Source organism: Amphritea pacifica, from assembly GCF_016924145.1.
Taxonomy (GTDB): domain Bacteria; phylum Pseudomonadota; class Gammaproteobacteria; order Pseudomonadales; family Balneatricaceae; genus Amphritea; species Amphritea pacifica.
In genome coordinates this window covers 72507-97532 of sequence record NZ_JAFFZO010000015.1, presented here as the reverse complement: position 1 = coordinate 97532, position 25026 = coordinate 72507, and the positions used below count along the sequence as shown (strand labels likewise).

Genomic DNA, 25026 nt, shown 5'->3' with positions numbered 1-25026 from the left:
GCGACAACATGTCACATTGTCACTATCGGTGTAATTGCTTATTTTCCGCGCAGACTAAATTTCTGAACGGACTCCTCTATGAATAACTACCTACCGGACTTTTCCCGCTATCATCTGACAATCATGGTGACCGCCGCACTTACCGGCACCTGCGTGCAGGCGGAAGAGAGTGATACCGAGAAAAGTGCTGCAGACGTTATCACGGTCACCGCCACCCGTACTGAGAGATCCTCAGCTGAAGTACCGGAAAGCATCTCTATTATTGATCAGAAACGGCTTGAACAGGAGAAGATGTTCAATATCGCCGATGCCCTGAAAGGCACGCCCGGCGTTCTGATTCAGTCCACCAGCGGTGGCAGCAGTTCACGACTGATTGTCCGGGGCGCGGGCCTGAAAGCACAATATGGTATCCGCGAGATCATGGTACTGCGGGACGGGGTGCCGGTCACCGATCCTGATAGCTTTACCCGTATGGACTTTATCGATACCCAGGACATCGAGCAGATCGAGGTCAGTAAAGGACCGGCGAATATTTATGCTACGGGTTCCACCGGTGGCGCCATCCATATCATCTCCAAATCGGTGTTTGATGATCGCCGGGATCAGCTCAGACTGGGGCTTGGCGAAGAGGGTTCCCGTAATCTGCATCTGCGAAAATCCTGGATGACAGATGAGGGCAACGCTCTGGCCATTACCGCTTCACACCGGGCTCAGGATAATGACTGGCGGCGCAACAACGAATATGAATCCAATCAGCTAAGTATTAAAGGAGGAATTCTGCCCAGCGATAACTCTGAACTGGAGATGGAACTGAGTATGACCCACTCCGATCTCAACCTGCCGGGCAGTATGGATGAGGCCCAGTTCGCTGAGTTCGAAAAAACCGGCAAACAGACTGACAATGATTCAGCCTTTAAAAACACCGCCCGCAACTCAGAGATCGTCTTTTTTAACAGCCGCCTGACCGTCGATCTGGGCGACCTGACCTTCAGACCCCGGGTGTATTACAACCAGTGGAGTCACTTTCACCCGGTCACCGGTGTTATCAACGATACCTCCGGTGTTGCTATCTTCGGTACTGACCTTGAACTGGACTATCGTCATAATCTTATCGGCGAGGACAATCTGGTCAGTGGCGTGACCTTCCGTCAGGACCGTACCGATAACGCACGCAAATATGCCTATGCCGATATCGTCACCGCTGGCCCACGAATTATCAGAACGCTTTCAGACCGCAAAGGGGCACTGCTGGAGATAGAGGATTCAGTCAACACCGTGTACGGTGTATTTTTGCAGGAAAACCTGCGCCCGACAGACCGTCTGTTAATCGATGCAGGTTTCCGCCTGGATCAGATCAAAATAGACCAGGACACCTGGAACAGCGATACCTCCTACAACTATGGCATGGGCGGCTACCTGACCATTCCCGGCAGCGGCGGCGATAGCTCACTCACCCGTACCTTTACCCTGTTTGCCCCCCGTATCGGCAGCAGCTATAAACTGAACGATACCTTCACTCTGTTTGGCAATATCTCTCAGGGGGAACAGGTACCCTACTCCAGCGAACTGGGCAGCAATGAAGATCTGCGCAGCGCAACCAATACCAGTGTTGAATTTGGCCTGAAAGGACGCACCCATGACTGGCAGTTTGATCTGAGCGCCTATGCCAGCACAGTCGATGACGAGATTATTCAGGTGCGTACCGATGGCGAAACGATCTACCAGAACGCGGGCCGTACTGATAAAAAAGGGATCGAATTCAGCAGCAGTGTCAATGTACTGCAAGATAGCGTGCCCGGCGAACTGCAACTGGGATTCAACTACGCTTACAGTGATTACAAATACGATGATTTTTCGGAAGTTGTATACGTCATGGGCGTACCGACAAACTTCGACCGCTCCGGCAATCAGCTACCCTTTATTCCCGAGCACTATTACAGTTTCAGCCTGGACTACAAACATCCGAGCGGGGTTAAACTAAGGCTTCAGGCCGATAGCTGGGGAGAGTATTTCCTGGATAACGCTAACACTGAAACCTATGGTGGTTATGATTTTGTCACCAATGCCAATCTTGGCTATGAGACCGGGCCTCACACGCTCAGTCTGAATGTTCAGAATCTGTTTGATAAACGCTATGCGGTAGAGGTTAAAAAAGACACCAGTGGGGATAAATCGTACTCGCCGGGCGCGCCCCGCAGCGTGATGCTGAGTTATAGCTATCAGTTCTGAGGGATAGCAAGCGCTGATAGAAAGCGCTGATAGAAAGCGCTGATAAAAAGCGCGGCTGAAAATGCAAAAAACACCACCTGCTAAAGCGGCAGGTGGTGGGCATGAAAACAAGAGTTGTTTTCCAATTACCTACGAAAGTATGGGCTAATTAACTTTCGCTAAGGCATCCTACATTCTGACCACAGGCTTGATGGTGACACCGGACTCCGAGTCCGCAATCGCCTCATTTATCTGCTCAAATGGATAGAACCGGACCATTTTGTCGAAGGGAAATTTACCCTGCTGATAGAGATTGATCAGTTGCGGAATAAAACTGTCCGGATTCGACTCCCCCTCAACGATACCGATCAGACGCCGACCGCCACTCATGAAATGCACCTCATCGAGCACAATCTCACTACCGGGGGCCGATGCGCCCAGCACACCACAGCAACCCCGTGGAGCCAGGCTCAATACCGCGCCCTTAATCACCGGAGTCAGTCCGGTGGTATCCAGTGCATAGTCGACACCGTAACCGGTGATCTCCATGATTGCAGCGGTAACATCACCGTTAGCGGGATTCAGACTGTGTGTCGCCCCCACTTCTTCGGCAAAGGCCAGTCGCTCAGCATTCATATCAACGGCAATAATAGTCGTTGCCCCCATTGCATGGGCAGCCATCACCGCTGACAGCCCCACCGAGCCGGTACCAAAGATCGCAATCGACCTGCCCGCCTTCACCTGCAGCGCATTGATAACCGCACCAGCACCGGTTTGTACACCACAGGCCAGCGGTCCGAGCAGATCCAGCGATACCGCATCGGTTACTTTGACGATGTTGCGCTCATGGCACAGCGCATGGGTGGCAAACGAGGACTGACCGAAGAAGTTACTCTGGATCACCTCACCCTCTTTTGACAGCGCCGTCGTGCCATCCTCCCGGGTAGCAAAAAAGTTGCGGGGGAAAAACTCATGGCAGTAACTGGGAGCATGATCTTCACAGCTGGGGCAACCACCACAGGAGTTATAGGTCATCACCACATGGTCACCCGGAGCCACCTTGGTTACACTGGTCCCCACCTTTTCAACCACACCAGAGCCCTCATGCCCCAGTACCACCGGCATCGGTGTTGGCAACATGCCATCGCGCACCACAATATCGGTATGACAGACACCGGTAGCCACAACACGCACCAGAATTTCATCTGCCCGTGGTTCCTCAAGCTCCAGACTTTCCAGAGTCAGAGGTCCGTGTACAGTTCGGGCTACAGCCGCTTGAATCTTCATAAATCTCTCCTGTTATTATTATCCTGATTTACGCAACAGAACTAAAAACCTGTCGCCAGGCTGCTGCCACTTCATCAACCGCGCGCCCCGCTGCAGCAACTGCACCGGACATGCTGATATAACCGTGCACCAGCTGCGGATACTCGATCAGGCTGACGGAGCAGCCCGCTTGCTGCAGCGCCTCAGCGTACGCTATACCTTCATCCCGTAGCGGATCAAAGCCAGCCACCTGAATCAATGCTGGGGGCAGATCTGACAGGTTTTCAGCGTCCAGCGGTGCAAGCCGAAAATCGACAGGTTCAGCACTGCCACTCAGATAATGCTCCATAAAATAGACCATACTGCGATTTGTCAGGGTATAGCCCTCGCCATATTTATCATAAGAGTCATACAGGGTATCGGGGCCCGATGCTGTGGGATAAATAAGGGTTTGCTGGCGCACTGAGGGGCCTGCGTTATCTCGTGCCAGCAATGCACAGACAGCAGCCAGATTAGCACCTGCACTGTCACCGGCCAGGGCAATCTGTCCTGGTGTAACCCCCAGCTCCGTCGCTGCGTCTGCCAGCCAGCACAGGGCTGCATAACAGTCTTCGACGGCAGCCGGATAGGGGTGCTCTGGTGCCAGACGGTAATCAACCTGCACAATCAGACAGCCGGACAACCGGCTTAGCTGACTGACAACACCGTCATAATCCCGGGGGCAGCCCACCACAAAACCGCCACCGTGCAGATAGAGCACCGCGCCAGCCAGTTCATCCGCCCCCTCCGGGCGGTAACACCGCAACGCCAGTTCACCGCCGGGGCCGGGTATGCTCAGATCAGAAATATTCACCCCGTCAGCTACGGCAACATCGGTGGCCGCCAGTATCTGGCTGTAAACCTCACGGCCAGCCGCGGGTGGCAGGTCAGCAAAGTCCGGCGCTCCCGCAGCCGCCGCCTGCTCCAGGATGCCTTTTATCTGCAGATCAAGCATGACTGTTTTCCTCCGTTAAAAACTGGCTTTTGAGACCATCCGAATCATTATTATTGTGTTCCTGCACTGGCGCACTGCTGCTAATAGGCGGAGCAAGCACCGTAGAACCAAACAGGAAATGGGCCAGCGCTGGCAACAGAATCAACGCTCCCAGCATGTTAAACAGGAACATAAAGGCCAGCAGGATCCCCATATCCGCCTGAAAACGGATGGGGGAGAACACCCAGGTGGCCACACCCACCGCCAGGGTTGCCCCGGTCAGCATCACGATCCGGCCGGTCTGACGCAACGCCAACTGATACGCCTGAGTGACCGTCATGCCAAAACGCAGCCCCATCAGCAACACTGACAGAACATACAGGGCATAATCCACACCGATCCCCACACCCAGGGCAATCACCGGCAGAATAGCCACCTTAACGCCGATCCCCAGCTTGACCATCAGTGCCTGACACATCACCGAGGTCAGCATCAGTGGCAACACCGCCGCCACAACGCCACGCCAGCTGCGGAAGGTGATCCAGCAGAGAATAATCACCGCACCGTAAACCAGATACATCATCTGATTCATCGCTTTTTTCACCACGATATTGGTCGCGGCTTCAATACCGGAGTTGCCCGCAGCCAGCATAAAGCGAGCCTCATCATCACTGTTATCAGCGGCAAATTTCTGCGCGACTTCAACCACACTGTTAAGCGTCGCGGCCTTATGATCCTTGAGATAGACATACACCGATAATAAGCTGCAGTCCGCATTAAACAGCTCCCGAGGCGCCCGTGCCTGCACCGCTCCCAGCGCTGCATTGTTGGGAATCAACTCCAGCCATTTAAAGTTACCCTCGTTATAGCCCACCATCGCATAGCGGGACAGCCGCGCCATTGAATTGGTCGATTCAACGCCGGGTAGCCGTTCCAGTTGCCCGGTCAGCTCACGGACCTTCGACAAGACTGAGTAATGGGTACAGCTATCCACTGCAGTTTTCACCATCACCACGAAGATATCGGAACTGGCGGCATAGTTATCTGCCATAAAGGCGGTATCCAGGTTATAACGGGAATCTGCCCGCAACTCAGGCGCACCGGGTTCAAGATCACCGATCTGTAAGCGGCTGCCGACCACCGAACCAAACACCGCCAGCCCGGCCGCCACCGTTAAAGCGGTAAGCGCCCATTTACGCTCAGTAAACAGGGCAAAGAATTTCCACAACCGTCCCGGCAGGACCTGATGAATTTCACGATCACTGCCGTCATCACCAGCACCAACGCTGTCATGCTGAACCGAGCGCGCAGCCGCCTTCGGTGTCACACCGATATAGGAGAGCAGTACTGGCAGCAGCACCAGGTTACTGATAATCAGCACCGCCACCCCCAGACTGGCCGCAATCGCCAGCTCCCGGATCACACCGATATCGATCACCAGCAATACCGCAAAGCCAAAGGCATCGGTAATCAGCGCGGCGATACCGGTTCGGAACAGACGGCGGAAGGTGTTGCGGGTGGCAACATAGGGCGCCATACCACTACCAATATCGCGCATCACGCCGTTCATTTTCTGTGCACCATGACTGATACCGATGGCAAAGACCAGAAAGGGAACAAGGATCGAATAGGGGTTCAGATCGAAGCCAAACAGCTGCAGCATTCCCAGTTGCCATAGCACACCGATCAGGGAGCACCCCATCACCAGCAGCGAGCTGCGCAGGCAGCGGGTATAGGCAAACAGTACCGCTGTGGCAATCGCCACCGCCAGTACAAAAAACACCAGCACCTGCTGCATCCCTTCAATCAGATCGCCGACAATCTTGGCAAAACCGGTGATATGAATCTCAATATTATCACTCTGGTATTTAGTTCTGATCTGTTCCAGTTGACGGGACAGCTGACCGTAATCCAGTGGTTCATCAGTGCGCGGATCTCTGTCCAACAACGGCACATAGACAATACTGGAGCGGAAATTAGCCGACACCAGCTGTCCGATCTCTCCGGAGCGCTGCACGTTCAGCCGGACCTGTTCCAGACTCGCGGCAGAACCATCAAAATCACCGGGAATCACCGTACCACCATCCATACCCTCTTCGGTGACGGCGATCCAGCGGGTACTTGGCGTCCACAGAGACTTCAGATAGGGACGATCAACCCCCGGCAACAAGTAGAGTTCATCATTGATCTGCTGCAGTGTTTGCAGATACTGCTGATCATAGATTGACCCCTGTTTAACACCGACGGCAACCCGCAGGGAGTTCCCTAAACCGGCCAGACTGGAACGGTTGGCAAGAAAATTGGTGATAAACGGATGTCCGGTGGGAATCATCTTCTCAAAGCTGGCATTGAGTCCCAGCTGAGTTGCCTGCCACCCGAGTCCAAGACTGATGAGCAGGCAAAATGCCAGCACCAGCCGGCGCTGATTAAACACCAGTCGTTCAATAAACGATCCGGAATGCGGATCAAACGCTTCCGGTGGCGGCTTCGCTGCACCGGTATCTATATTATTCGCACTATTCACAACGTTATTCCTTCACACTGCCGGACGCACTATCCCTGGCGATACGTCCGGGCAGATCAAACCGGTGAACACCGGCCAGACTGGCAACAATGGCCGCCCCGTCAGCCGACTGAACAACATCCGCTAATGGCAGCGCTGGCAGATCCGCTACCGGCACAAAACCGGTGTCATTCCGGTTAACCAGCAGTGTGCCACTCTGACTCACCACCAGCAGACGCCCATCCGCCAGCATCGACGCCGCACTGAGCGCAACCTCTTCCCGGATATCAAGCTGAGTCCAGCTGTCGCCGTTGTCGACTGAACGGAACAGGTGCCCCCGCAGTCCATAGACGACAAACGCCCCATCCGGCTCAGCGATGATGCCGAAAAAGCTCCCATCATAAGGCGAGTCGATCGCTTCAAAATGCTCTCCGGCATCGGTTGAACGCAACAGCGTTCCCTGCTCACCGGCCATCATCAGCACCCCATCCGCCTCGGCCATACCATACAGATGCAGCCCCATCGGGTTATCGACCCGACTCAGCCACGGCTGCCAGCTCTGACCGCCATCCTGGGTGCGATAGATGAGGTTGTAGGCACCGAATACAAAGCCGTTGAGGGCATCAGTGAAATGCAGATTGAGAAAGGGTTTATCAGGGCCATCGTCTATTAAACGGCGTGCTTCGCGAAGCTCACGCTCATCGCCACCGCGCAGCTGAACATCCGCCAACAATAACTGTGCCGCCTGAATGCCATCCAGCTGTTTTTGCCAGCTTTCACCGCCATCCGTGGTCGCCAGCACCACGCCATAGTGGCCTACAATCCAGCCATGACGGGGGTCGACAAACTGCACCTCAGTTAGCGCTGCAGACACTGGCGACACAATCTGATTCCAGTGCTGACCGTTATCGTCCGATAACAGAATAATGCCCTCTTCACCCACAGCTACCAGCCGCTGACCCGCCCGTGCAACCGACAATATGGTTTTATGCACTGACTGAGCAGTGATCTGTGCCGGCTTGTCCAGCGCAGTAAATCCGGTTTCAGCACCAGCCACAGCGGTCCAGCTCTGCCCGGCCATCAGCAGCAGAAGACAGCCTCCCGCCAGCCGGTTTCTTAATATTGAATTGGAAAATACGACCATCAGAAAACTCCTGATCATCATCTGAGACCGGCTGCTGTGGGTTACAGCAGCCGTCAGACAACGATCAAATACGGATTGCGAGATATTAGCGAGCCCCCTGGTTGGCCAGTTCTACCGGACTCCAGGTGCCTTCAGATATCGGTTCACGCACCCGGTAATGTGGGGTACCACCATTCATGGCAGCGTTCAGATAGTACGCGCCAGTTTGCAAGTCATAGCCACCCCACATCACATTAGTCACCAGTGCTGGCAGTTCAGGCACCAGGTAGGTCAGCGAGTAGTTCATCCGCCACAGATCGCCTTTAGCATCCCAGCCATCAAACAGGACAATTTTCCAGCTGTCTTCATCGATGTAATAGGTACGTTTCGGTACGGTATGACGCATGCCGTCTTTCAGTTCAGCATCCACCACCCAGACCCGATGCAGTTCCCAGCGAACATTCTCGGGGTTCAGAAAATGCTCACCCATCAACTCATCAATACTCACCTGAGCAGCATGGTTGTTGTTGTAGGGGATAAAGAGCTCTTTTTTACCCTGCAGTTTGTAGTTATGCCGGTCGATAGGGCCAAACATCATAAAGGCCTCATCAAACAAGCCGACCCCTGAGGTAACGAAATCGGGTGTATCGTAGGCAACCGATGGCGCTTTACGCACCCGGCGCTGACCCACAAGATACTGCCAGATAGCCCGTTTTTTTCCGGCGACTGACGGGTCATGCACCAGAATCGCTTCGCCCGCTTTGGAGGCCGGGCCGGTGACAATAAAACGCCCTAACTGGTTTACACCGCTATAGTCGGCAGCGTCCCCCTCCTTGTAATAGTAAGGAAACTGCATCAGCTCATCACCTTCACTGGCCAGCGAGCGATGCCCATCGGCAGTCACAATATAGGTTTTCATCGCATACTCGACCGATTCTCCTGACCAGCCTAAGCGATGATTCCACATCACCTCGGCACCGGTTTTTGGAATCGGGAACGGGATGCCACCATAGGCACCACTGACGGAGGTTTCATCCGCTGCCAGTTCTGCGCGGGTGGCATTCTTTTCGGTATTGCTATAAACCCATCCGGGTGCCGCAGCCGAACGATGGGTGGGATAGATATTCATGCGAAAATCAGGATTTTTGGCAAACAGGGCTTTGACGCCGTCACTCAACTGATCACTGTATTGCGCCAGATTGGCAGCCGTAATGGTAAACAGCGGTTTATCACTGGCAAATGGATCGGGACGGATATCGCCACTTTTATAACCAGCCGCCACGGTGGTATAGCCACCCTTCCACTCGGGAATGGTGCCCGCAGCATTCCCTGACTTTTCCGCCCCCAGTGGCGTCAGCGTGGTATTAAGTTGCGCCGCTGTCTGAGCATCGACAGCCCCCAGCGAGAGTTGTGAGGTCAGTGCCAGGGCAACCCCGGTCACCAGTACTTTAAGTGTATTTTTCATTATTTTTATCTCCACTGAATTCGGTTAGAAACTACGCTGGATATACAGCGACACAAAATCCCGGTCGGCACGGGTCTGTTTAAATGAAAGTGCCGGTCCTGCAGAGTTCTGCGGCGTCACAAAGCTGAACTCGTCGCCGAGAAAACGCACATAACTGGCCCCCAGCTTCCAGGTGTTCTGGTAGGTTCCGTTAACCCCCAGAGAGAAATCACCGCCATAGGAGGCACCACCATTCATATTGGCAACCGCGCCGGAGCGGCCTGCAAAGTTGTAACCAAGACCGACAGGCACTTCGACATCAAGACCCGGCAAAACCTGAAAGTAGGCTGGCGAAAAGATCATCCGCATCGCCCAGGCATCGCGAGTACTGTTAGGGTCCAGCGCATTCGGATTCTTATCGACCGACACCACCCGGTTCCACGCCAGCTCACCCAGCAATGCACCGCCATCCCACAGGGAACTTGGCTGCAATACATAGATACCGGAAAGGTTGGCATGGGCGGTCTTACCCACCGCATAAAGAATGTTGTTATCGTTATCGGCGGTCTGGCCGACGGAGATCTGCGGATCACTGTTGAGCGGGGCGTTATAGCGCATCGATGCTTCCGCCGCGATATTCAGCTGCCCGATAGAGGTAGTCGCACTGGCGCCAAAGGTATCGATATCCTGACCATAGACAGTGCGGATAGTCCCGCCGACCGGGTCAAAATAGAAGCCCGACGGCGTCTTGGCGTGATAGCGGGCATAGTAAAGACCATACTCAAAATCACTCTCTTCCGGGGCGATACGCAGTTTCAGCCCCCCCTGACCGGAATCATCCGGTTCTACGTCGGAGATATGATTCCAGACAACCCCGGGGCCAGCGATCAGCGACTCAGTGCCGGGACCGGCCCAGTCGATATTGGACAGATAGCTGCCAACACCCGGCAACCGGGTCTCCTCCCAGGCAAACTGGTAATAACCGCCCAGCGACAATTCCGGGCTGATCTGTAAGGTGCCCGACAGCTGGTTAACCGGCCGCAACACCTCTTTAAACTGAGTGCTCGGTACGCTTAACAGTTTGATCAGATCGGTCGGTCCCTGAGCATCGGCGATTCCGTTGGCACCAAAGAACAGCGTTTCACCGTATACCAGTGAGTGGCGTCCCAGACGCAGGCTGCTGCGCATATCACCCAGGTCAAAGTTACCGTAGACAAACGCATCCAGGAGCTCCGCCTTACGTCCATGCACATCGCGGGTTTCGTCGGTGAATTTGTTGTTTTTGGCGCTGGTGGAATTATTGGTAAACGGCGAGTCGTTATCGTTGCTCTGGTTATACACCGAGTCATACCAGGCGGCACCACTCACCCTTACGCCATAGTCTTTATAACGGGCATCCAGTTCAGTCAGCCAGTCGAGTCTGTTGGATATCAGCCCTTTATCGAAGTTGCGGTCACCATCATCGTAGTTAACATCGGCCAGCAGGGTGTCTGACTTGTCTTCCACCCTGAATGCCGCACTGTACTTAAAGGTGTTATCCCAGCGCAGTCTGATATCGGGATTACCGGTATCAATTTTATACGCCAGCGCCTCTGGAACGCATAGAACCGTTGCCAGTGATACGGCAACCGTCAGGGGCTTTAATGACGTTTTTGTCAGGGACAAGGATTTTAAGCGGGAGTTGTTATTCATATTTTATTCCTTCGCTTTGAATTAAACGTTGTTATGCGGCTGAGCAGACTGATCGTCGGCAGCGCTGCAAAAAATACTGGTTAATCGATCAGAACACCTCAGAACGGATAGGCCGGCGGGGTATCTTTCACGGTGACCCATTGCCACTGGCAGAACTCATCCCAGTCAGCCGGTCCGCCGATGCTGCCACCATTGCCGGAAGCGCCGCGACCACCAAAGGGATTGATGCACTCATCATTCACGGTCTGATCATTGATATGCACCATGCCGGCGTGCAGACGCTCGCCGATCGCTGTCGCCCGACCGACTGAGCGACAGATCACCGCGGCGGCCAGACCATACTCAGTATCATTGGCGATACGGATCGCTTCCTCATCGTCGCGATAGGTAATGATGCTGGCAACCGGCCCGAAGAACTCCTCGCTATAGGCGCGCATCCCCGGTTTAACGCCCGACAGAACGGTCGGCTGATAATAGGGGCCTTCGGACTCGCCACCCGCTTCCAGGATCGCTCCGGCAGCCACGCTCTCTTTGACGATGGCGTCAACCCGCTCCAGCTGAGCACGGTTGATAATCGGTCCCATGGCCACGTTACCATCGGTTGGATTGCCAAAAGGCAGGTGAGCGGCTTTAGCCACCAGCCGTTCTGTCAGTTGCGCTGCAATCGCTTCATGAACAATGATGCGTCCCGATGCCATGCAGATCTGCCCCTGATGGAACCAGGCGCCCCAGGCTGCATTGCTGGCTGCCAGATCAAGATCGACATCCTCGGTGATGATCAGCGGGCTTTTCCCCCCCAGCTCCAGCATCACTTTTTTCAGATGGCGACCGGCCAGCTCACCGATTCTGCGGCCGACCTGAGTGGATCCGGTAAAGGCGATCATGCGCACATGGGGATCGGTACACAGCGCTTCACCGGCATCCGCCCCCCCAGGAATCACGTGCAGAAGGCCTTTTGGCAGCCCTCCCTGTTCAAGCGCCCGGGCAATGATAAAACCGCCACTGACCGGCGTACGCGGGTCAGGCTTGAGCACCACAGCATTTCCCGCTGCCAACGCCGGGGCGACGGCCCGAATAGACAGTATCAGCGGGAAATTAAACGGAGAGATTACACCGATAACCCCTAAGGGTTGGCGCTTGGCATAAGATAGGGTGCCCGACGCCGAAGGCAGCACCAGGCCATGATCCGGATCAAGCAGCATCGCTGCAGAACGGCGCAGAATCACCACCGCCTCGCGCACCTCATGCTCGCCCTTGGCAAAGATGCCGCCGGTTTCCCGGGCAATCCAGTCTTTTGCGGCACTGAAATCCTGTTGCAGAGCCTCAGCCGCACGAAAAAAGATATCTGCCCGTTCACGACAGGACATTTTCACCCACTCAGCCTGAGCTTCAGCAGCATTTCGCGCCGCAATGGCGATATCTGAAGCATCGCCCAGACCGGTACGGGTCAGTGCTTCCCCGGTGGCCGGTTCAGTGACGACGATACTGCCTCCCTGTGCGACCTTCCAGCTACCATCGAATATCCGCCCCTCCCAGAGGGATGAATCCAACAGACCTGCATCACCTTCTACAATTGACACAATAGAACCTCCAGCGTGTTGTCCGCCCCAATACAGATGGGATGGACTTTTTTTATTGTTAATCTGATAGAGCAACCGCTGTGCCAGATGTCACCACAACACTGTTTATTGCAGCGCAACATCGACTGAACAGTTAAAAAGAGAAGGTTTTCACAGAACAATTTTTTTTAGCTAATTGCAGCGCACAAAAATTATTTGCCCACTCAACAATTGATAAGATTGTTAACCACAGAAAAACGACTTAATATTTTTGTTAAAAATTACAATAAGCATGAGTAAAGCCGATGCCCATCCCTGATCCGAACGGTTTGCCACAAACTCACGAGCTGCCCGCAGGTGACAGCGATAATCTCACTGAAGATTCAGGCCTGAATTTTGGCCAGCTGTCTGAATATCTGCACTTCTCCCCCAAAGACGGACGTATCTGGCTGGATGGCCAGCGGATGGTGCTGATGCACAACTCATCGCTGGGCAGTCTGCGCCGTGAACTGATTGAACGACTGGGGATTGAGCGGGCACGGGGACTGCTGACCCGTTCAGGCTACAGCTCCGGTGTCCGGGATGCGCAACTGGTGCGCGAACGCTGGCCCGATGCCGATCCGGAAGCGATCTTCTTTGCTGGCACGCAACTGCACTCTCTGGAGGGGGTGGTGCAGGTGGAAACCATCCATTTTGAGTTCGATCCCCACCAGGGAACCTATGATGGCGAGTTTCTCTGGCACCACTCCAGTGAGGATGATGAACATATCGCCGCCTATGGTATCGGTACCGAACCGGCGTGCTGGATGCAACTGGGTTATGCCATGGGTTACGTCACCACCCTGCTGGGACGACTGACCGTATTCCGCGAGGTCGAGTGCCGCTCAATGGGCCATGCCACCTGCCGGGTGATCGGCAGGACTGTAGAGCTGTGGGGCGATGTCGAAGAGGATCTGCGTTATCTGAGTGCTGAAGATTTTGTCAGTCAGAATAATGCCGGTTTAAGCGCAGGTAATCTTCCGGCGGCGGCACCGCTGCCGGTGCCAGGTACTGACCTGCCGGCTCTGGGTGATCGACAGTTAATCGGCATTTCATCCGCCTTTATCGCCGCCTGTCATATGCTCAAACGGGTCGCCAGCACCCGGGCCACGGTATTGTTTACCGGTGAATCGGGGGTGGGTAAAGAGCTGTTTGCCCGTATGCTGCATGAGATCGGCAGCCGTAAAGATGAACCTTTTATCGCTATAAACTGCGCGGCTATTCCCGACACCCTGATCGAGTCAGAACTGTTCGGTGTCGACCGGGGGGCTTTTACCGGAGCGACAACATCCCGCCCAGGGCGTTTCGAGCGCGCCCACGGCGGCACCCTGTTTCTCGATGAGATCGGCACACTCAGCCCCAGCTCCCAGGGCAAACTGCTTCGGGTGCTACAGGAGGGAGTGTTGGAACGGGTCGGTGGCACCAGTCTGATCAGCGTCGATGTCCGGGTGGTCGCCGCCACCAACGTCGAACTGAGGGATGCGGTCACCAAAGGGGAGTTCCGCGAGGATCTGTTTTTCCGCCTGAATGTCTTCCCTATACTGCTCCCCCCCTTGCGGGAACGACGTGACGATATTCCGCTGTTGCTGTCCCACTTTCTTGAACACTACAACCTGCTACATGGGCGGAGCATACGTGGCTTTACCCTGAAAGCGATGCGGGCACTGCTTAACTACCGCTTTCCCGGCAATATTCGTGAGCTGCAGAACCTGGTTGAACGAGGGGTGATCGCCGCCGAGGATCATTCACTCATCGACCTGTCCCACCTGTTCCGGGATGAGGAAACCACCCGGGCGTTGCTCTTCACTATCAGTAGCGAGGGCGAATTAAGTCCGGAAAGCCAAGAGTCGGCGCTGGAACAGTTTCGCCGTTTCGCCCCGGCTAACGCTGTCGGCCCGTCACTCGATAAACTGGAAGCCCGGTTAGTCAGCGAGGCGGTCGCTCAGGCAGACGGCAATTTGTCAGCGGCCGCACGACTCTTGGGGCTAACCCGCTCGCGACTGGCTTACCGTATGAAAAAGATCAATGAGAGCAATCAGGAGTCCGGCTAACCTGCCCCTTTCTTCGGTTATCCTCAACTACACCCCAACTACAGCAGCTTATAGTCCAGTGCCAATCGATAACTGAATGCCCCCTGCCCCTCCGACAGGGGCAGCGGCAGTGATCGTTTAATCGCATCCAGTGTTGCCTTATAAAACAGCCGGTTACCCTCCAGCCATTCAAAATTCTCCAGTGCCCCATGGCTATCCAGTGATAGTTTGAAACTCACCCGCCCCTCAATACCCCGGGACTGTGCCCGCCTGGGGTAACGCTTATGCTGGTCGATACGCTGTACCAGCAAGGCCAGAAAACGCTGATGTTGCTGCTCAGCACTGATCACCGGAGAGACCGGTTGCATGCTGCTAACCGGGTTATTTATGGGCACCGCGGGCTGCTCTTTATGTGGCTCAGACCGGGGGGCAGGTTCTGGCTTCGGTTCTGGCTTCGGTTCTGGCTTCGGTTCTGGCTTTGGTTCTGGCTTCGGTTCTGGCTTCGGTTCTGGCTTCGGCTTCGGCTTCGGCTTGGGCTTGGGCTTGGGCTTAGGTTCTGGCCTGGGCTCTACAGGCGGGACTGTTTCCTGAGGCTGAGGTTCAGAGGCTGCTGGCTGGGGCACCGCAGCGGCTAACGTTACCGGCTGATAACTGATGGGCAGGGCCGCAGCAACACTCAACTCCGGCTGTTGTAATTGCTGCCAGATAACACCGTGCACCCCACCGGACAGTATCAAACCCGCTAACAGAAAACCGCCAGCACGGCGAGGAGGCTCAGGTTTCAGACTCATTCTTCCCGGGTAGCGATTTCAAGGTTATTAATGTGTAGCAACCGGGCGGCATCCAGCAGCTTCACCACCCGGTTAAAAGAGACCTGACTATCCGCTTTAACCCGCAGCAGACGGTCAGGGTTATCACTGAACAGCCGTTGCAGACGCTGCTCCAGCAGTTGCCCATGAACCACTTCTGAATTGATATAGAAAGTGCCCGCTGCATCGATCATCACCACCACCGGCTCCGCGTCTTTAACCTCCTCAGCACTGGACGCTTCCGGGAGCGTCAGTTCTATCTGTTTTTCATCCACAAAATGAGCGGTCAGCATAAAGAACACCAGCAGCAAAAATACAATATCGATCAGTGGTGTCAGGTTGAGCGTAATCAGACTATGGGCAGGGGATTTATAGGACATCCGCAACGCTCTCCCACTCTTCCAGCTCCTCATCGCCTGCAATATCAACGCTCTCAGAGCGATTCAGCACCAGCACCGCCGCCTGATGCAGATGCCAGTGATAACGGCCTAAAGCAGACTCCAGAAAGTGCAGCAAAATCAACAGCGGTATCGCCACGGACAACCCCACACCGGTGGTGAGCATCGCTTCCCAGATCCCCCCTGCCAGCGCCATCGCATCCACTTTACCACCGGCATCCTCAATCACCTGGAACGCCTTGATCATCCCGGTTATCGTCCCCAGCAGCCCCAGCAGAGGGGCCGTATTGGCCAAGACCGCAACGGTTTTCAGCCCCGACTCAAAAGGCTTCATCTCGGCCTGAATCAGATGGGCCGCGGTGGCACGCAACTCAGGGCTATGACCCTGTAACCGCAACACAGAGCGTAACTGATCAACAATTCTTTTCTCTGCACCCACATGCCATCTTTGCGGCGAAACAGTCAGATCACTTCGACGGGTACACAGAAGTTGCAGATAGCGACTGGCAATAATCGTCAACCCAAGCACAGAATACGCGATCAGAATCCAGATAACCGGACCACCCTTTTCAATCCACAGCATAGTTAAACGCCCCTTAAAGCGGTATTCACCGCGACTAATATCAACATAACAGCGCCGGTGCGGGTCAGGGCCTGCTGCCACGTTGCCAGTTGCCGCTGCAACTCCTGCCCCAGCAAAGCAAAACCGTAGCGCACCAGCAGAGTGGGAATAACGATAGCCCCCAAACCAAAACTCAGCGCCACCGAAGCCCCCCACAAAGGGTCTGCACTCTGTGCTGCAGCAGCCAGCAACCCCAACAGCGGCACACAGGGGTTCAACGCCAGCGAGAACCCCAGTAAGGCCAGCTGCAAACGATTCTTTTCCGTCGCCACAGCATCCGTGGCGATCAGCCTGACAGCGGAGGAGCGCTGATCACTCGTTTGTCGCCCGTCACTCTGCGGCACAGCAACCGAACAGACGGGTTTACGACTCTGAAACAACATCCGCAATGCCAGCCAGAAAGTCACCCCGGCGATGACCCAGGGCAGTAACGGATGTTTCAGATAGTGTTGCAGCACACTGCCACTAGCCGCTGCGAGAGTTCCCAACAGCAGATACCCGGCGAGCCTGCCGCTCATAAACGGCAGCAAAACTGCATGAAACGGTTGTTGCGCCGCCGGGCCCAGCAGTACCGGCCCCAGATAGGGCAGACAGCTGATATTACAGGGGCCGCTACCAAAACTGAGACCGATCAGAAAGGCGGTCAATACCGCTGCAGTCAGTTCCAATCCCAGTAGTTCAACACTCATACTTTCTCTTTTTCCACGTTGCTAAAGCCGATCAGCTTAACGCTGTCCCACTGTGTCTGAGCTTTCTTGCGCCGTTTAAAATACGCCGGGCTGGAACTGAACACTGGCACATTAAGATAGCGTAACTGCAATACATCCTTATCGGGACAAAACTCAACGCAGCGGCCACACAGGGTACAATCAGCCAGAGTAATATCCTTTGGCCTGGCAACCGCATTAAATTCACTCTGCAGTTCGCGGATATCCATCGGGCATGCCTCAGCGCACAGACCACATTTTTCGCAACGGGAGCTGCCCTGCTTCACCAGACGGGCTAACCCCACTTTTCTGAAGACGGCGTGCAGCGCCAGCATTGGACAGATACGGCAGAACGGTTGTCGCATCGTCAACGCCAGCGCCACCATCAAACCAAAGAGAAAATCGCCGGTGATGGAAAGGGCCATATAGCTGGGACTGGAGGTATCGACAAACAGCTGCTCATTTGAGCCGGTCAGCAGGGTGGTCATAATCCGGCTGGGGCAGATCTGACAAAACGGATCGCCCCACTCATCACTGAGAAATCCCAGACTGGTCAGTGCCGGCAGAACCAATACCAAGCCTCCCAGCATCAGCCATTTCACCGGCCGGATCTTATCCACGGCTCCATGAGTCAGGCTATCTACCCGACGCACCCCAAGCTTCTGACCGATCAGCTGCATCACTTCCTGAAAAAAGCCCAGCGGACAAACCCAGCCACAAAAGGCTTTATTGAGGAAAACAAACAACAGCAGGAAAGTACCTACGGTGGTCAGGAAAGGCATCAGAAACATAAACCAGTTCCCTGCATCTGCCGCGGCTCCCAGGCGGTGGTGCAGTTGATGCTGTAATGGAATCAGCGCACAGTAGTCGGCATTCATCGAATCGTAAGCACAACTCAGGGCGGGCAGCGCCCCGGAAATTTTATCGGCGGCATAGAAACCGATCACCACCGAGCCATACACCAGAAACACAAACATCAGTAACTGAACAGACCGGCGCACCAGGGTCAGATTTGCAATCATCTTTTCTTCCTCCGGCTATGAATCGGCAAACGACGGTTCAGCCATAGTCCGAACAGCAACCCGCCAAGGGCGGCCATCGCTCCCAGGCTGGCACTTTTCCAATGGGTAGGGTTAACGTAATAACTCATACTCAGAGAGCTCTGATAGTTGATCCCTTCGCGGTCAACCTCACTGAATATTCGCAGCTCGCCTGGCGGATTTTTCCGGGCGCCCGGAACAACCGTGGCAAAATCATCAGGGATAACAAGCTTCAGCACGCCATCGCTGTCGCTGTGCAGAATCTCTGTACTGCCTGTTTCAGTCATCACCAGTACCGGCTGTTCAGGCAGAGGCTGTCCCTTAAACTGCACCATAAAACGGTAGGGTTTATCACTGGTATATCGCCAGTGTTCACGGGGCAGAGGATCTGGAACAATCTCCAGCTCCCCCAGTGATTCGGCCAGCAGATCCGAGGGGGAACCGTCCACAGGCTTTCCGTTGAAGTAAAGATAACGCACCGCCAGATGCCGATAGTCGCTTCCCTCTTCCCGGGCTACCAATGCATGGTAGTTGTTTTTGCCGCTACCCTTTACCCGATAAATGCCCTTCTCAACCTCCAGCGGATTGCGTTGCAGGTCGGAGTGCAGCAGCGCTACCGTGCGTTTCGCATCCGGGGTCTGCTCAGCCAGTTTAAACATCTTTGCTGCGCCGCCATGAGCGCCGCCCTTGCCTGGCACGGGCTGCCAATAGAGATCTGCCTGAACCATAAAGGCTGGCATCCATAACACAAAAACGATGAGTGCTCGCATCCTGCTTTTCCCGGTGAAATAAACCCGCTGATATTAACCCCCTGATCTTAACCAGAGTTTGGCCGCCGGGGATGTGACCTAATGACGCATGAGACAATTCGACGCATAGACAAATTCAGCAGGGGCCCTTACTCACCGTCAGACAATTGCAGAAAATAATTAACCGATAATGAATTGAATATTTGAGCCAACGGCAACTATTAGATTAAAGTAAGTGCTAACCAGTTAAGCCCACTCCACTTAATCGATTTACGGACCAGTAAGAGTACCGAAGGACACGCTATGAACTACTGCAATCTGTGCGGATCGACCGTTCGATTCGAAATACCCGCAGGCGATAATCGTCCCCGGCATATCTGCAATGAGTGTGGCGAAATTCACTATCTGAACCCCAAAATCATCGCTGGGTGTCTGCCGGTATATGAGGATAAGGTGCTGTTGTGTAAACGTGCCATAGAGCCCCGGGTCGGTTACTGGACACTACCCGCCGGTTTTATGGAGAACGGAGAATCAACCCGCCAGGCTGCCGCCAGAGAAACCCTTGAAGAAGCCAACGCCCGGGTCAGCGATTTACAACTCTACACCCTGACCTCTATCGTACCGGTCAGCCAGGTACAACTGATCTATCTGGCGCAACTGGACGACCTGAATTTCTCTGCTGGAGATGAGACGACCGATGTAAAGCTGTTTACTGAAGACAACGTGCCCTGGGATGAGCTGGCATTTCAGACCATCAGAAACGCTTTGCGATTTTATTTTGAAGACCGCAGAACAGGGGAGTTTCCCCTGCATCACGTCGATCTGAAAACACCGCCCGGACAATATGTCGATAAGTCTTAATCATTAAGACAAAGGAGCTTAGGATGGATAACAAACTGATTCTTATTATTCTTGCTATATTACTGCCCCCCATCGCAGTATTTATGAAAACCGGAGCAGGCCTGCAACTGGTTATCAATATTGTGCTCTGTCTGTTTTTTTACCTTCCAGGTATTCTGCATGCCCTCTGGCTGGTGTTAAAATAACCACTTCCCTGTCCTGCCGTGTTTTCACCCCACGGCAACAGCTATGAATAACGGCCCATAAGGCCGTTTTTTATTTAACTGCGCTTATCCTGCGCGGATCATGAGAACCACCTATGACTTTATTAATCACCACCTGGATTAAATTTTTCGTCCTTTTCGCACCCTTCTTTGTGGTGTCTATGTTCCTCTCTCTGACCCGTAGTGACACCCCGGCAGAGCGACGCAGCACTGCCAATAAAGCGGTCCTGGCGGCGGCCCTGGCGTCACTGATTCTGTTTTTCTTCGGTTCACCACTGTTTGAGCTGTTGGGCATCACGATCGACTCTTTCCGCATTGGTGCCGGGATACTGCTGTTTCTGTCCGCCATCAGTCTGGTTAAGGATGGCATACGCACCAACGCTCAGGTGCCTGGAGGTCCCAGAGAGGATGCCTCGGTTGTACCGCTGGCGATCCCCACCATTATAGGTCCCGCCACCATCGGTGCGATTCTGGTATATGGTTCAGAGCTGCACGGTATAGAGGTTATCCTGGGACTCAGTGGCATGTTTATGGCGCTGATCTGTCTGTTGATATTATTGCATGCCGCAACCCGGGTGGAGCGCTTGCTGGGCAAAACAGGGCTGAATATTCTCAGCAAGATTACCGGCCTGATTCTCGCAGCCATGGCATCAGAGATTGTTCTGACGGGCATTACCGGCTTTATGAACCGCATCAGTCACTGAGCGTTATTACACCAATAGCGCAGATCCCCACAGCCACGGGGTCTGCGTCGCTTACCCCAGTGATACCCATACTTAATCCACAATGATATCCACAGTTTTTGTGACTTATTTTTCCTGCTCTCTGCTGCTCAGTTAATAACCTGCTCAGAATTAACACAAAACAATTTATATCATAAATAACAATATGTTACTTATAAAGCTAAGCGGTTACCCATACTTAATTAACACCCTTATCAACAGATTATGTTTATAACACTCAGAGTTATAAACAAAATTATAAATCACTCAGTTGCCAGACATCGTAAGCGACTTCCTCATAGGGATGGGCCTGCTTCAGGGCACTCACTGCGGCCTGGATAAGCTGATCTTCACACACCAGCTCAACCTTCCACTCCTCCACCTGCTGCAGCAAATTCTGACGGCCGATATGCGGGTTACTTCCCGCCAGCGGGCGGAACTGACCGAGCCCCTTTACCTGCCAACAGCAACAGTCATAGTCGCCGATCCTGCCTGCCCCCACCGCAAACAGTGCCTGCTTAACCTCTTCCAGGTTGTCTTGCGGTACAAAGAACGCCAGTTTATACATCTCTCCATCACTCCCACGGATAAAAAAAACGGCCAGTGATTGCTCACCAGCCGTTTATCGTTATATCAATTGCCGTTTACAGCTCTTCAATCTGCCGGCGCAGATCTTCCACTTTCCGGGTCACCACCTTCTCCAGGTGTTCCAGTTCCTCCAGCAGATGCTGCTTCTTATCTTTTACCGATTTCTCTTCCACCACCAGTTGCTCAAGCTCAGCAACCGCTTTCAGATAATAGGGCGAAGGCTCGGTACTGGCACGATAGGGCACCAGCCCCCCCTCGACCGAAACATTGGTATGGCGCCGCTTAAACTTAAACTTCTTACTCTTGGTCATCCATTCGCCATGATGACGATGCAGATAGACCTTCAGTACATCGATATCATTCTCTGTACGGGTGGTATATTTCTCAATTTCATGGGGATCTTCAAATCCCATCTCTTTCAGGGTCGCAAATTTTTTGGCAGACATCTGGTCACTCCATAAGCCGTTCGCTGTCATCCCATCAAATATAGATTAAAAATACTACTCTGTGGGGCAGGGTCTGCCCCATTATGGGATATTTAGTTAATCATTCATTAAAAATAAAAAAACCGCCATCTGAACCGGCTGCCACAGCTGATTCATCTGACGGTATTTTCCGGCCGCAAACCGGTATCAGTCACGCAGGCTGAGCACATCCTGCATATCGTATAAACCGTTCGCTTTACCCGCCAGCCAGCCAGCAGCCCGCACAGCGCCTTTGGCAAAGGTCATCCGGGAACTCGCCTTGTGGGTGATCTCAATCCGCTCACCTTCGGTCGCAAACAGCACGGTGTGATCGCCAACCACATCACCGGCACGAATGGTGACAAAACCGATCTCATCCTTAGTACGGGCACCCACCTGGCCTTCACGACCATACACCGCACACTGACGCAGATCCCGGCCTAATGCATCGGCAACCACCTCTCCCATACTCAGCGCAGTACCTGATGGGGAGTCGACCTTATGATGATGATGCGCTTCAATAATCTCAACATCATAATCATCTCCCAGCGCTTTCGCGGCCTCAGCCAGGAGCTTAAAGCAGAGGTTGACACCCACACTCATATTAGAAGCGAACACCAGAGGCATCACCTCACCAAAGCTCTTCAGCTCAGCGCGTTCCGCTTCACTCAGTCCTGTGGTGCCGATCACCATCGCTTTGCCTTTGACCGCACACAGCGCAAGATTGGCCAGGGTTGCCTGAGGGGCGGTAAAATCAATCAGCACATCGAAGTCATCGATGACCTCATCAAGTGCGCCGACAAGCTTTACTCCCAGTTTGCCAACGCCGGCAACCTCACCGGCATCAGCACCGATAAGACTGCTGGTTGGTTCGACAATGGCGGCACCGAGGGTAACATCCTCAGCAGCCTGAATCGCTTCAATATTCGTTTTTCCCATACGCCCGGCGGCGCCGGTTACTGCAACTCTTATCATTCTGAATACCTGGTCAGACGACTGGCTGATCTACGTCAGCCGGTCATTTAATTCATTACTCTTTCTGCTGACTAACGCTCTGATCCATATCAAACGCGGGCTTTTCGCACTCAGGGCGACCCACAATCTTTGCCGGCACACCAACCACGGTCGTATGGGGCGGAACATCTTCCAGCACCACTGAACCACCACCGACTTTCGCCCCGGCACCCACTTCGATATTACCGAAGATCTTCGCGCCGGCGGCAATCATCACCCCTTCACGAATCTTAGGATGGCGATCACCGGTCTGCTTTCCTGTACCACCGAGCGTCACGGACTGGAGAATAGAGACGTCATTTTCAATCACGCAGGTTTCGCCAACCACAATACCGGTCGCGTGATCAAACATCACACCACAACCGATCTGTGCCGCAGGATGGATATCCACCTGAAACACTTCACTGACACGGCTCTGCAGGTACAGCGCCATCGAATGACGCCCCTGCTGCCACATCCAGTGTGCAATACGGTATGCCTGCAGGGCATGAAAGCCCTTCAGGTAGAGAAGGACAGTGGTGAAACTGGCAACCGCCGGATCGCGCGTGCGTACTGCGCTGATGTCCTGACAGATACATTCCAGAATAGCAGGGTCTCCCCCGAGCGCCTCTTCGATCAGCTCGCGCATCGTGATAGCGGCCATGACTTCATCTGAGAGTTTATTAGCCAACAGATAACTCACCGCTTCGCACAGGCTGTGGTGACGAATAATGGTGCTGTGAAAGAAACTTGCCAGAAACGGCTCTCTGGCCATCTCCTCCCGGGCTTCCTGTTGAATCAGTTGCCACAGTTCTTTCGGTTGAGTGGGAAAATCACTCATGTAAGACTCCAAAAAGTCGCAGGGGCTGCCGGGCAGCCCCCTGAGAATATCAGGTCATATCCTCGAAAAATTTCTTCACGCTGTCAAAGAAACCATGTTTCTTCGGCCCGTGATGTTTCTGCCGGTCATCCATCGCAGCTTCAAATTCACGCAACAGCTCTTTCTGCTTACCGCTCAGATTCACTGGTGTTTCAACGATTACCCGTACCAGCAGATCGCCCACGGCTCCGCCACGGACCGGTTTAATCCCTTTGCCTCGCAGACGGAACAGTTTGCCGGTCTGAGTTTCAGCGGGAATCTTCAGTTTAACACGGGACTCCAGTGTCGGGACTTCAAGCTCGCCCCCCAGTGCCGCATCGATAAAGCTGATCGGAACTTCACAATAGAGATGTTTGCCATCCCGTTCAAAGATCGCATGATCCCGGACATTAACCTGAACAAACAGATCACCGGATGGACCACCATGACTGCCCGCTTCACCTTCACCCGACAGACGAATACGGTCACCGGTATCAACCCCCGCAGGGATTTTGACAGACAGTTTTTTGGTTTGCTGCTTACGTCCCTGGCCATGACAGCTGGTACAAGGGTCGGAGACAACCTGCCCCTCACCATGACAGGTTGGGCAGGTTTGCTGTACCGAGAAGAATCCCTGCTGCATCCGCACCTGACCAATACCACCACAGGTACCACAGGTTTTTGCGCTGGTGCCTGGTTTAGCGCCACTACCATCACACACCTCACAGGGTACCAGTGTCGGTACAGAGATGGTTTTTTCGCACCCTCTTACCGCCTCTTCCAGACTGAGATCCATGGTGTAACGCAGATCAGCACCGCGTTGAACATGGCTGCGACGACCGCCTCCGTGCCCCTGCTGGCCAAAAATATCGCCAAACACGTCACCAAAGATATCACCAAAGCCTCCAGCGCCGCCGCCAAATCCGCCATGGCCACCCATGCCGTTCTGATCGACACCCGCATGTCCATACTGGTCATACGCCGCTTTCTTTTGACTATCCGACAAAACTTCGTAAGCCTCATTCACCTCTTTAAAGGCGTCTTCGGCCGCTTTGTCGTCTGGATTACGGTCCGGGTGGTATTTCATCGCCATCCGACGAAACGCCTTTTTAATATCCCGGTCAGAAGCGTCTCTGGAAACGCCTAACACATCGTAAAAATCTTTCTTCGACAT

23 protein-coding genes are annotated in these 25026 nt (G+C 54.0%); 5 read left to right on the top strand and 18 right to left on the bottom strand.

The features are described from left to right. Positions 1-78: 78 nt before the first annotated feature. Positions 79-2229, top strand: coding sequence for a TonB-dependent receptor (locus JW499_RS10435; RefSeq protein ID WP_232846334.1), 2151 nt, complete (start codon positions 79-81; stop codon positions 2227-2229). Positions 2230-2397: 168 nt separating this feature from the next. Here JW499_RS10435 and JW499_RS10430 read toward each other — a convergent pair whose 3' ends face one another. The 7 genes from JW499_RS10430 to JW499_RS10400 all read right to left on the bottom strand — a co-directional run bounded on the left by JW499_RS10430 (position 2398) and on the right by JW499_RS10400 (position 12789). Next, positions 2398-3495, bottom strand: a complete 1098-nt coding sequence (locus JW499_RS10430; RefSeq protein ID WP_205210534.1) for an NAD(P)-dependent alcohol dehydrogenase — start codon at positions 3493-3495, stop codon at positions 2398-2400. 28 nt (positions 3496-3523) lie between these two features. After that, positions 3524-4468, bottom strand: a complete 945-nt coding sequence (locus JW499_RS10425) for an alpha/beta hydrolase (protein ID WP_205210533.1) — start codon at positions 4466-4468, stop codon at positions 3524-3526. Continuing rightward, positions 4461-6971, bottom strand: coding sequence for an efflux RND transporter permease subunit (locus JW499_RS10420; RefSeq protein WP_332874426.1), 2511 nt, complete (start codon positions 6969-6971; stop codon positions 4461-4463). Before JW499_RS10420 ends, JW499_RS10425 begins: the two co-directional genes overlap by 8 nt. 4 nt (positions 6972-6975) lie before the next feature. After that, on the bottom strand, positions 6976-8094 hold the full coding sequence (locus tag JW499_RS10415; RefSeq protein WP_205210532.1) for a WD40/YVTN/BNR-like repeat-containing protein: 1119 nt from the start codon (positions 8092-8094) through the stop codon (positions 6976-6978). Positions 8095-8179: 85 nt separating this feature from the next. Beyond that, positions 8180-9538, bottom strand: a complete 1359-nt coding sequence (locus tag JW499_RS10410) for a DUF1329 domain-containing protein (protein ID WP_205210531.1) — start codon at positions 9536-9538, stop codon at positions 8180-8182. Between the two features lie 24 nt (positions 9539-9562). After that, on the bottom strand, positions 9563-11209 hold the full coding sequence (locus tag JW499_RS10405) for a DUF1302 domain-containing protein (protein ID WP_205210530.1): 1647 nt from the start codon (positions 11207-11209) through the stop codon (positions 9563-9565). Between the two features lie 98 nt (positions 11210-11307). Further along, positions 11308-12789, bottom strand: coding sequence for a benzaldehyde dehydrogenase (locus JW499_RS10400; RefSeq protein WP_332874425.1), 1482 nt, complete (start codon positions 12787-12789; stop codon positions 11308-11310). A 284-nt stretch (positions 12790-13073) separates the two neighbouring features. On the opposite strand from JW499_RS10400, the gene JW499_RS10395 reads away from it, so the two are divergent. Further along, positions 13074-14858, top strand: coding sequence for a sigma 54-interacting transcriptional regulator (locus JW499_RS10395; protein WP_205210529.1), 1785 nt, complete (start codon positions 13074-13076; stop codon positions 14856-14858). 38 nt (positions 14859-14896) lie between these two features. Here the strand turns inward: JW499_RS10395 and JW499_RS10390 are convergent, their stop codons facing one another. From JW499_RS10390 to JW499_RS10365, 6 genes are read right to left on the bottom strand one after another with little or no spacing between them, the layout of a single operon-like run. Beyond that, on the bottom strand, positions 14897-15628 hold the full coding sequence (locus JW499_RS10390; protein ID WP_205210528.1) for an energy transducer TonB: 732 nt from the start codon (positions 15626-15628) through the stop codon (positions 14897-14899). Next, complete coding sequence (locus JW499_RS10385) at positions 15625-16026, bottom strand: ExbD/TolR family protein (RefSeq protein ID WP_205210527.1); 402 nt, start codon at positions 16024-16026, stop codon at positions 15625-15627. The genes JW499_RS10390 and JW499_RS10385 overlap by 4 nt, the downstream gene beginning before the upstream one ends. Continuing rightward, positions 16016-16627 (bottom strand): MotA/TolQ/ExbB proton channel family protein, encoded by a 612-nt coding sequence (locus JW499_RS10380; protein WP_205210526.1) that lies wholly within the window; start codon positions 16625-16627, stop codon positions 16016-16018. Before JW499_RS10380 ends, JW499_RS10385 begins: the two co-directional genes overlap by 11 nt. 2 nt (positions 16628-16629) lie before the next feature. After that, the gene (locus JW499_RS10375; RefSeq protein WP_205210525.1) at positions 16630-17355 is read right to left on the bottom strand and encodes a sulfite exporter TauE/SafE family protein; all 726 of its coding nucleotides are present in this window, start codon (positions 17353-17355) and stop codon (positions 16630-16632) included. Further along, complete coding sequence (locus tag JW499_RS10370; RefSeq protein ID WP_205210524.1) at positions 17352-18395, bottom strand: 4Fe-4S binding protein; 1044 nt, start codon at positions 18393-18395, stop codon at positions 17352-17354. The genes JW499_RS10375 and JW499_RS10370 overlap by 4 nt, the downstream gene beginning before the upstream one ends. Further along, on the bottom strand, positions 18392-19183 hold the full coding sequence (locus tag JW499_RS10365) for a hypothetical protein (protein WP_205210523.1): 792 nt from the start codon (positions 19181-19183) through the stop codon (positions 18392-18394). The genes JW499_RS10370 and JW499_RS10365 overlap by 4 nt, the downstream gene beginning before the upstream one ends. 282 nt (positions 19184-19465) lie before the next feature. On the opposite strand from JW499_RS10365, the gene JW499_RS10360 reads away from it, so the two are divergent. The 3 genes from JW499_RS10360 to JW499_RS10350 all read left to right on the top strand — a co-directional run bounded on the left by JW499_RS10360 (position 19466) and on the right by JW499_RS10350 (position 20930). Continuing rightward, the gene (locus JW499_RS10360) at positions 19466-20023 is read left to right on the top strand and encodes an NUDIX hydrolase (RefSeq protein ID WP_205210522.1); all 558 of its coding nucleotides are present in this window, start codon (positions 19466-19468) and stop codon (positions 20021-20023) included. A 23-nt stretch (positions 20024-20046) separates the two neighbouring features. Beyond that, on the top strand, positions 20047-20208 hold the full coding sequence (locus JW499_RS10355; RefSeq protein WP_091355128.1) for a YqaE/Pmp3 family membrane protein: 162 nt from the start codon (positions 20047-20049) through the stop codon (positions 20206-20208). A gap of 113 nt (positions 20209-20321) precedes the next feature. After that, positions 20322-20930 carry a MarC family protein gene (locus tag JW499_RS10350; RefSeq protein WP_091355126.1) on the top strand — a complete coding sequence of 203 codons (609 nt, stop codon included), beginning with the start codon at positions 20322-20324 and terminating at the stop codon, positions 20928-20930. Positions 20931-21204: 274 nt separating this feature from the next. Here JW499_RS10350 and JW499_RS10345 read toward each other — a convergent pair whose 3' ends face one another. From JW499_RS10345 to dnaJ, 5 genes are all read right to left on the bottom strand, one after another. Beyond that, on the bottom strand, positions 21205-21516 hold the full coding sequence (locus tag JW499_RS10345) for a YqfO family protein (RefSeq protein ID WP_205210521.1): 312 nt from the start codon (positions 21514-21516) through the stop codon (positions 21205-21207). Between the two features lie 76 nt (positions 21517-21592). Further along, positions 21593-21982: a DUF3461 family protein gene (locus JW499_RS10340; protein ID WP_091355123.1), complete on the bottom strand. Its 390-nt coding sequence runs from the start codon at positions 21980-21982 to the stop codon at positions 21593-21595. Between the two features lie 186 nt (positions 21983-22168). Beyond that, on the bottom strand, positions 22169-22975 hold the full coding sequence (gene dapB / locus JW499_RS10335) for a 4-hydroxy-tetrahydrodipicolinate reductase (RefSeq protein ID WP_205210520.1): 807 nt from the start codon (positions 22973-22975) through the stop codon (positions 22169-22171). Positions 22976-23030: 55 nt separating this feature from the next. Continuing rightward, positions 23031-23834 (bottom strand): serine O-acetyltransferase, encoded by an 804-nt coding sequence (gene cysE / locus JW499_RS10330; RefSeq protein WP_091355120.1) that lies wholly within the window; start codon positions 23832-23834, stop codon positions 23031-23033. 49 nt (positions 23835-23883) lie between these two features. Further along, on the bottom strand, positions 23884-25026 hold the full coding sequence (gene dnaJ / locus JW499_RS10325; RefSeq protein ID WP_205210519.1) for a molecular chaperone DnaJ: 1143 nt from the start codon (positions 25024-25026) through the stop codon (positions 23884-23886).

Coding starts and splice junctions, on each gene's coding strand:
- JW499_RS10435 (WP_232846334.1), top strand. CDS start 79: ATGAATAACTACCTACCGGACTTTTCCCGCTATCATCTGACAATCATG.
- JW499_RS10430 (WP_205210534.1), bottom strand. CDS start 3,495: ATGAAGATTCAAGCGGCTGTAGCCCGAACTGTACACGGACCTCTGACT.
- JW499_RS10425 (WP_205210533.1), bottom strand. CDS start 4,468: ATGCTTGATCTGCAGATAAAAGGCATCCTGGAGCAGGCGGCGGCTGCG.
- JW499_RS10415 (WP_205210532.1), bottom strand. CDS start 8,094: ATGGTCGTATTTTCCAATTCAATATTAAGAAACCGGCTGGCGGGAGGC.
- JW499_RS10410 (WP_205210531.1), bottom strand. CDS start 9,538: ATGAAAAATACACTTAAAGTACTGGTGACCGGGGTTGCCCTGGCACTG.
- JW499_RS10405 (WP_205210530.1), bottom strand. CDS start 11,209: ATGAATAACAACTCCCGCTTAAAATCCTTGTCCCTGACAAAAACGTCA.
- JW499_RS10395 (WP_205210529.1), top strand. CDS start 13,074: ATGCCCATCCCTGATCCGAACGGTTTGCCACAAACTCACGAGCTGCCC.
- JW499_RS10390 (WP_205210528.1), bottom strand. CDS start 15,628: ATGAGTCTGAAACCTGAGCCTCCTCGCCGTGCTGGCGGTTTTCTGTTA.
- JW499_RS10385 (WP_205210527.1), bottom strand. CDS start 16,026: ATGTCCTATAAATCCCCTGCCCATAGTCTGATTACGCTCAACCTGACA.
- JW499_RS10380 (WP_205210526.1), bottom strand. CDS start 16,627: ATGCTGTGGATTGAAAAGGGTGGTCCGGTTATCTGGATTCTGATCGCG.
- JW499_RS10375 (WP_205210525.1), bottom strand. CDS start 17,355: ATGAGTGTTGAACTACTGGGATTGGAACTGACTGCAGCGGTATTGACC.
- JW499_RS10370 (WP_205210524.1), bottom strand. CDS start 18,395: ATGATTGCAAATCTGACCCTGGTGCGCCGGTCTGTTCAGTTACTGATG.
- JW499_RS10365 (WP_205210523.1), bottom strand. CDS start 19,183: ATGCGAGCACTCATCGTTTTTGTGTTATGGATGCCAGCCTTTATGGTT.
- JW499_RS10360 (WP_205210522.1), top strand. CDS start 19,466: ATGAACTACTGCAATCTGTGCGGATCGACCGTTCGATTCGAAATACCC.
- JW499_RS10355 (WP_091355128.1), top strand. CDS start 20,047: ATGGATAACAAACTGATTCTTATTATTCTTGCTATATTACTGCCCCCC.
- JW499_RS10350 (WP_091355126.1), top strand. CDS start 20,322: ATGACTTTATTAATCACCACCTGGATTAAATTTTTCGTCCTTTTCGCA.
- JW499_RS10345 (WP_205210521.1), bottom strand. CDS start 21,516: ATGTATAAACTGGCGTTCTTTGTACCGCAAGACAACCTGGAAGAGGTT.
- JW499_RS10340 (WP_091355123.1), bottom strand. CDS start 21,982: ATGTCTGCCAAAAAATTTGCGACCCTGAAAGAGATGGGATTTGAAGAT.
- dapB (WP_205210520.1), bottom strand. CDS start 22,975: ATGATAAGAGTTGCAGTAACCGGCGCCGCCGGGCGTATGGGAAAAACG.
- cysE (WP_091355120.1), bottom strand. CDS start 23,834: ATGAGTGATTTTCCCACTCAACCGAAAGAACTGTGGCAACTGATTCAA.
- dnaJ (WP_205210519.1), bottom strand. CDS start 25,026: ATGTCGAAGAAAGATTTTTACGATGTGTTAGGCGTTTCCAGAGACGCT.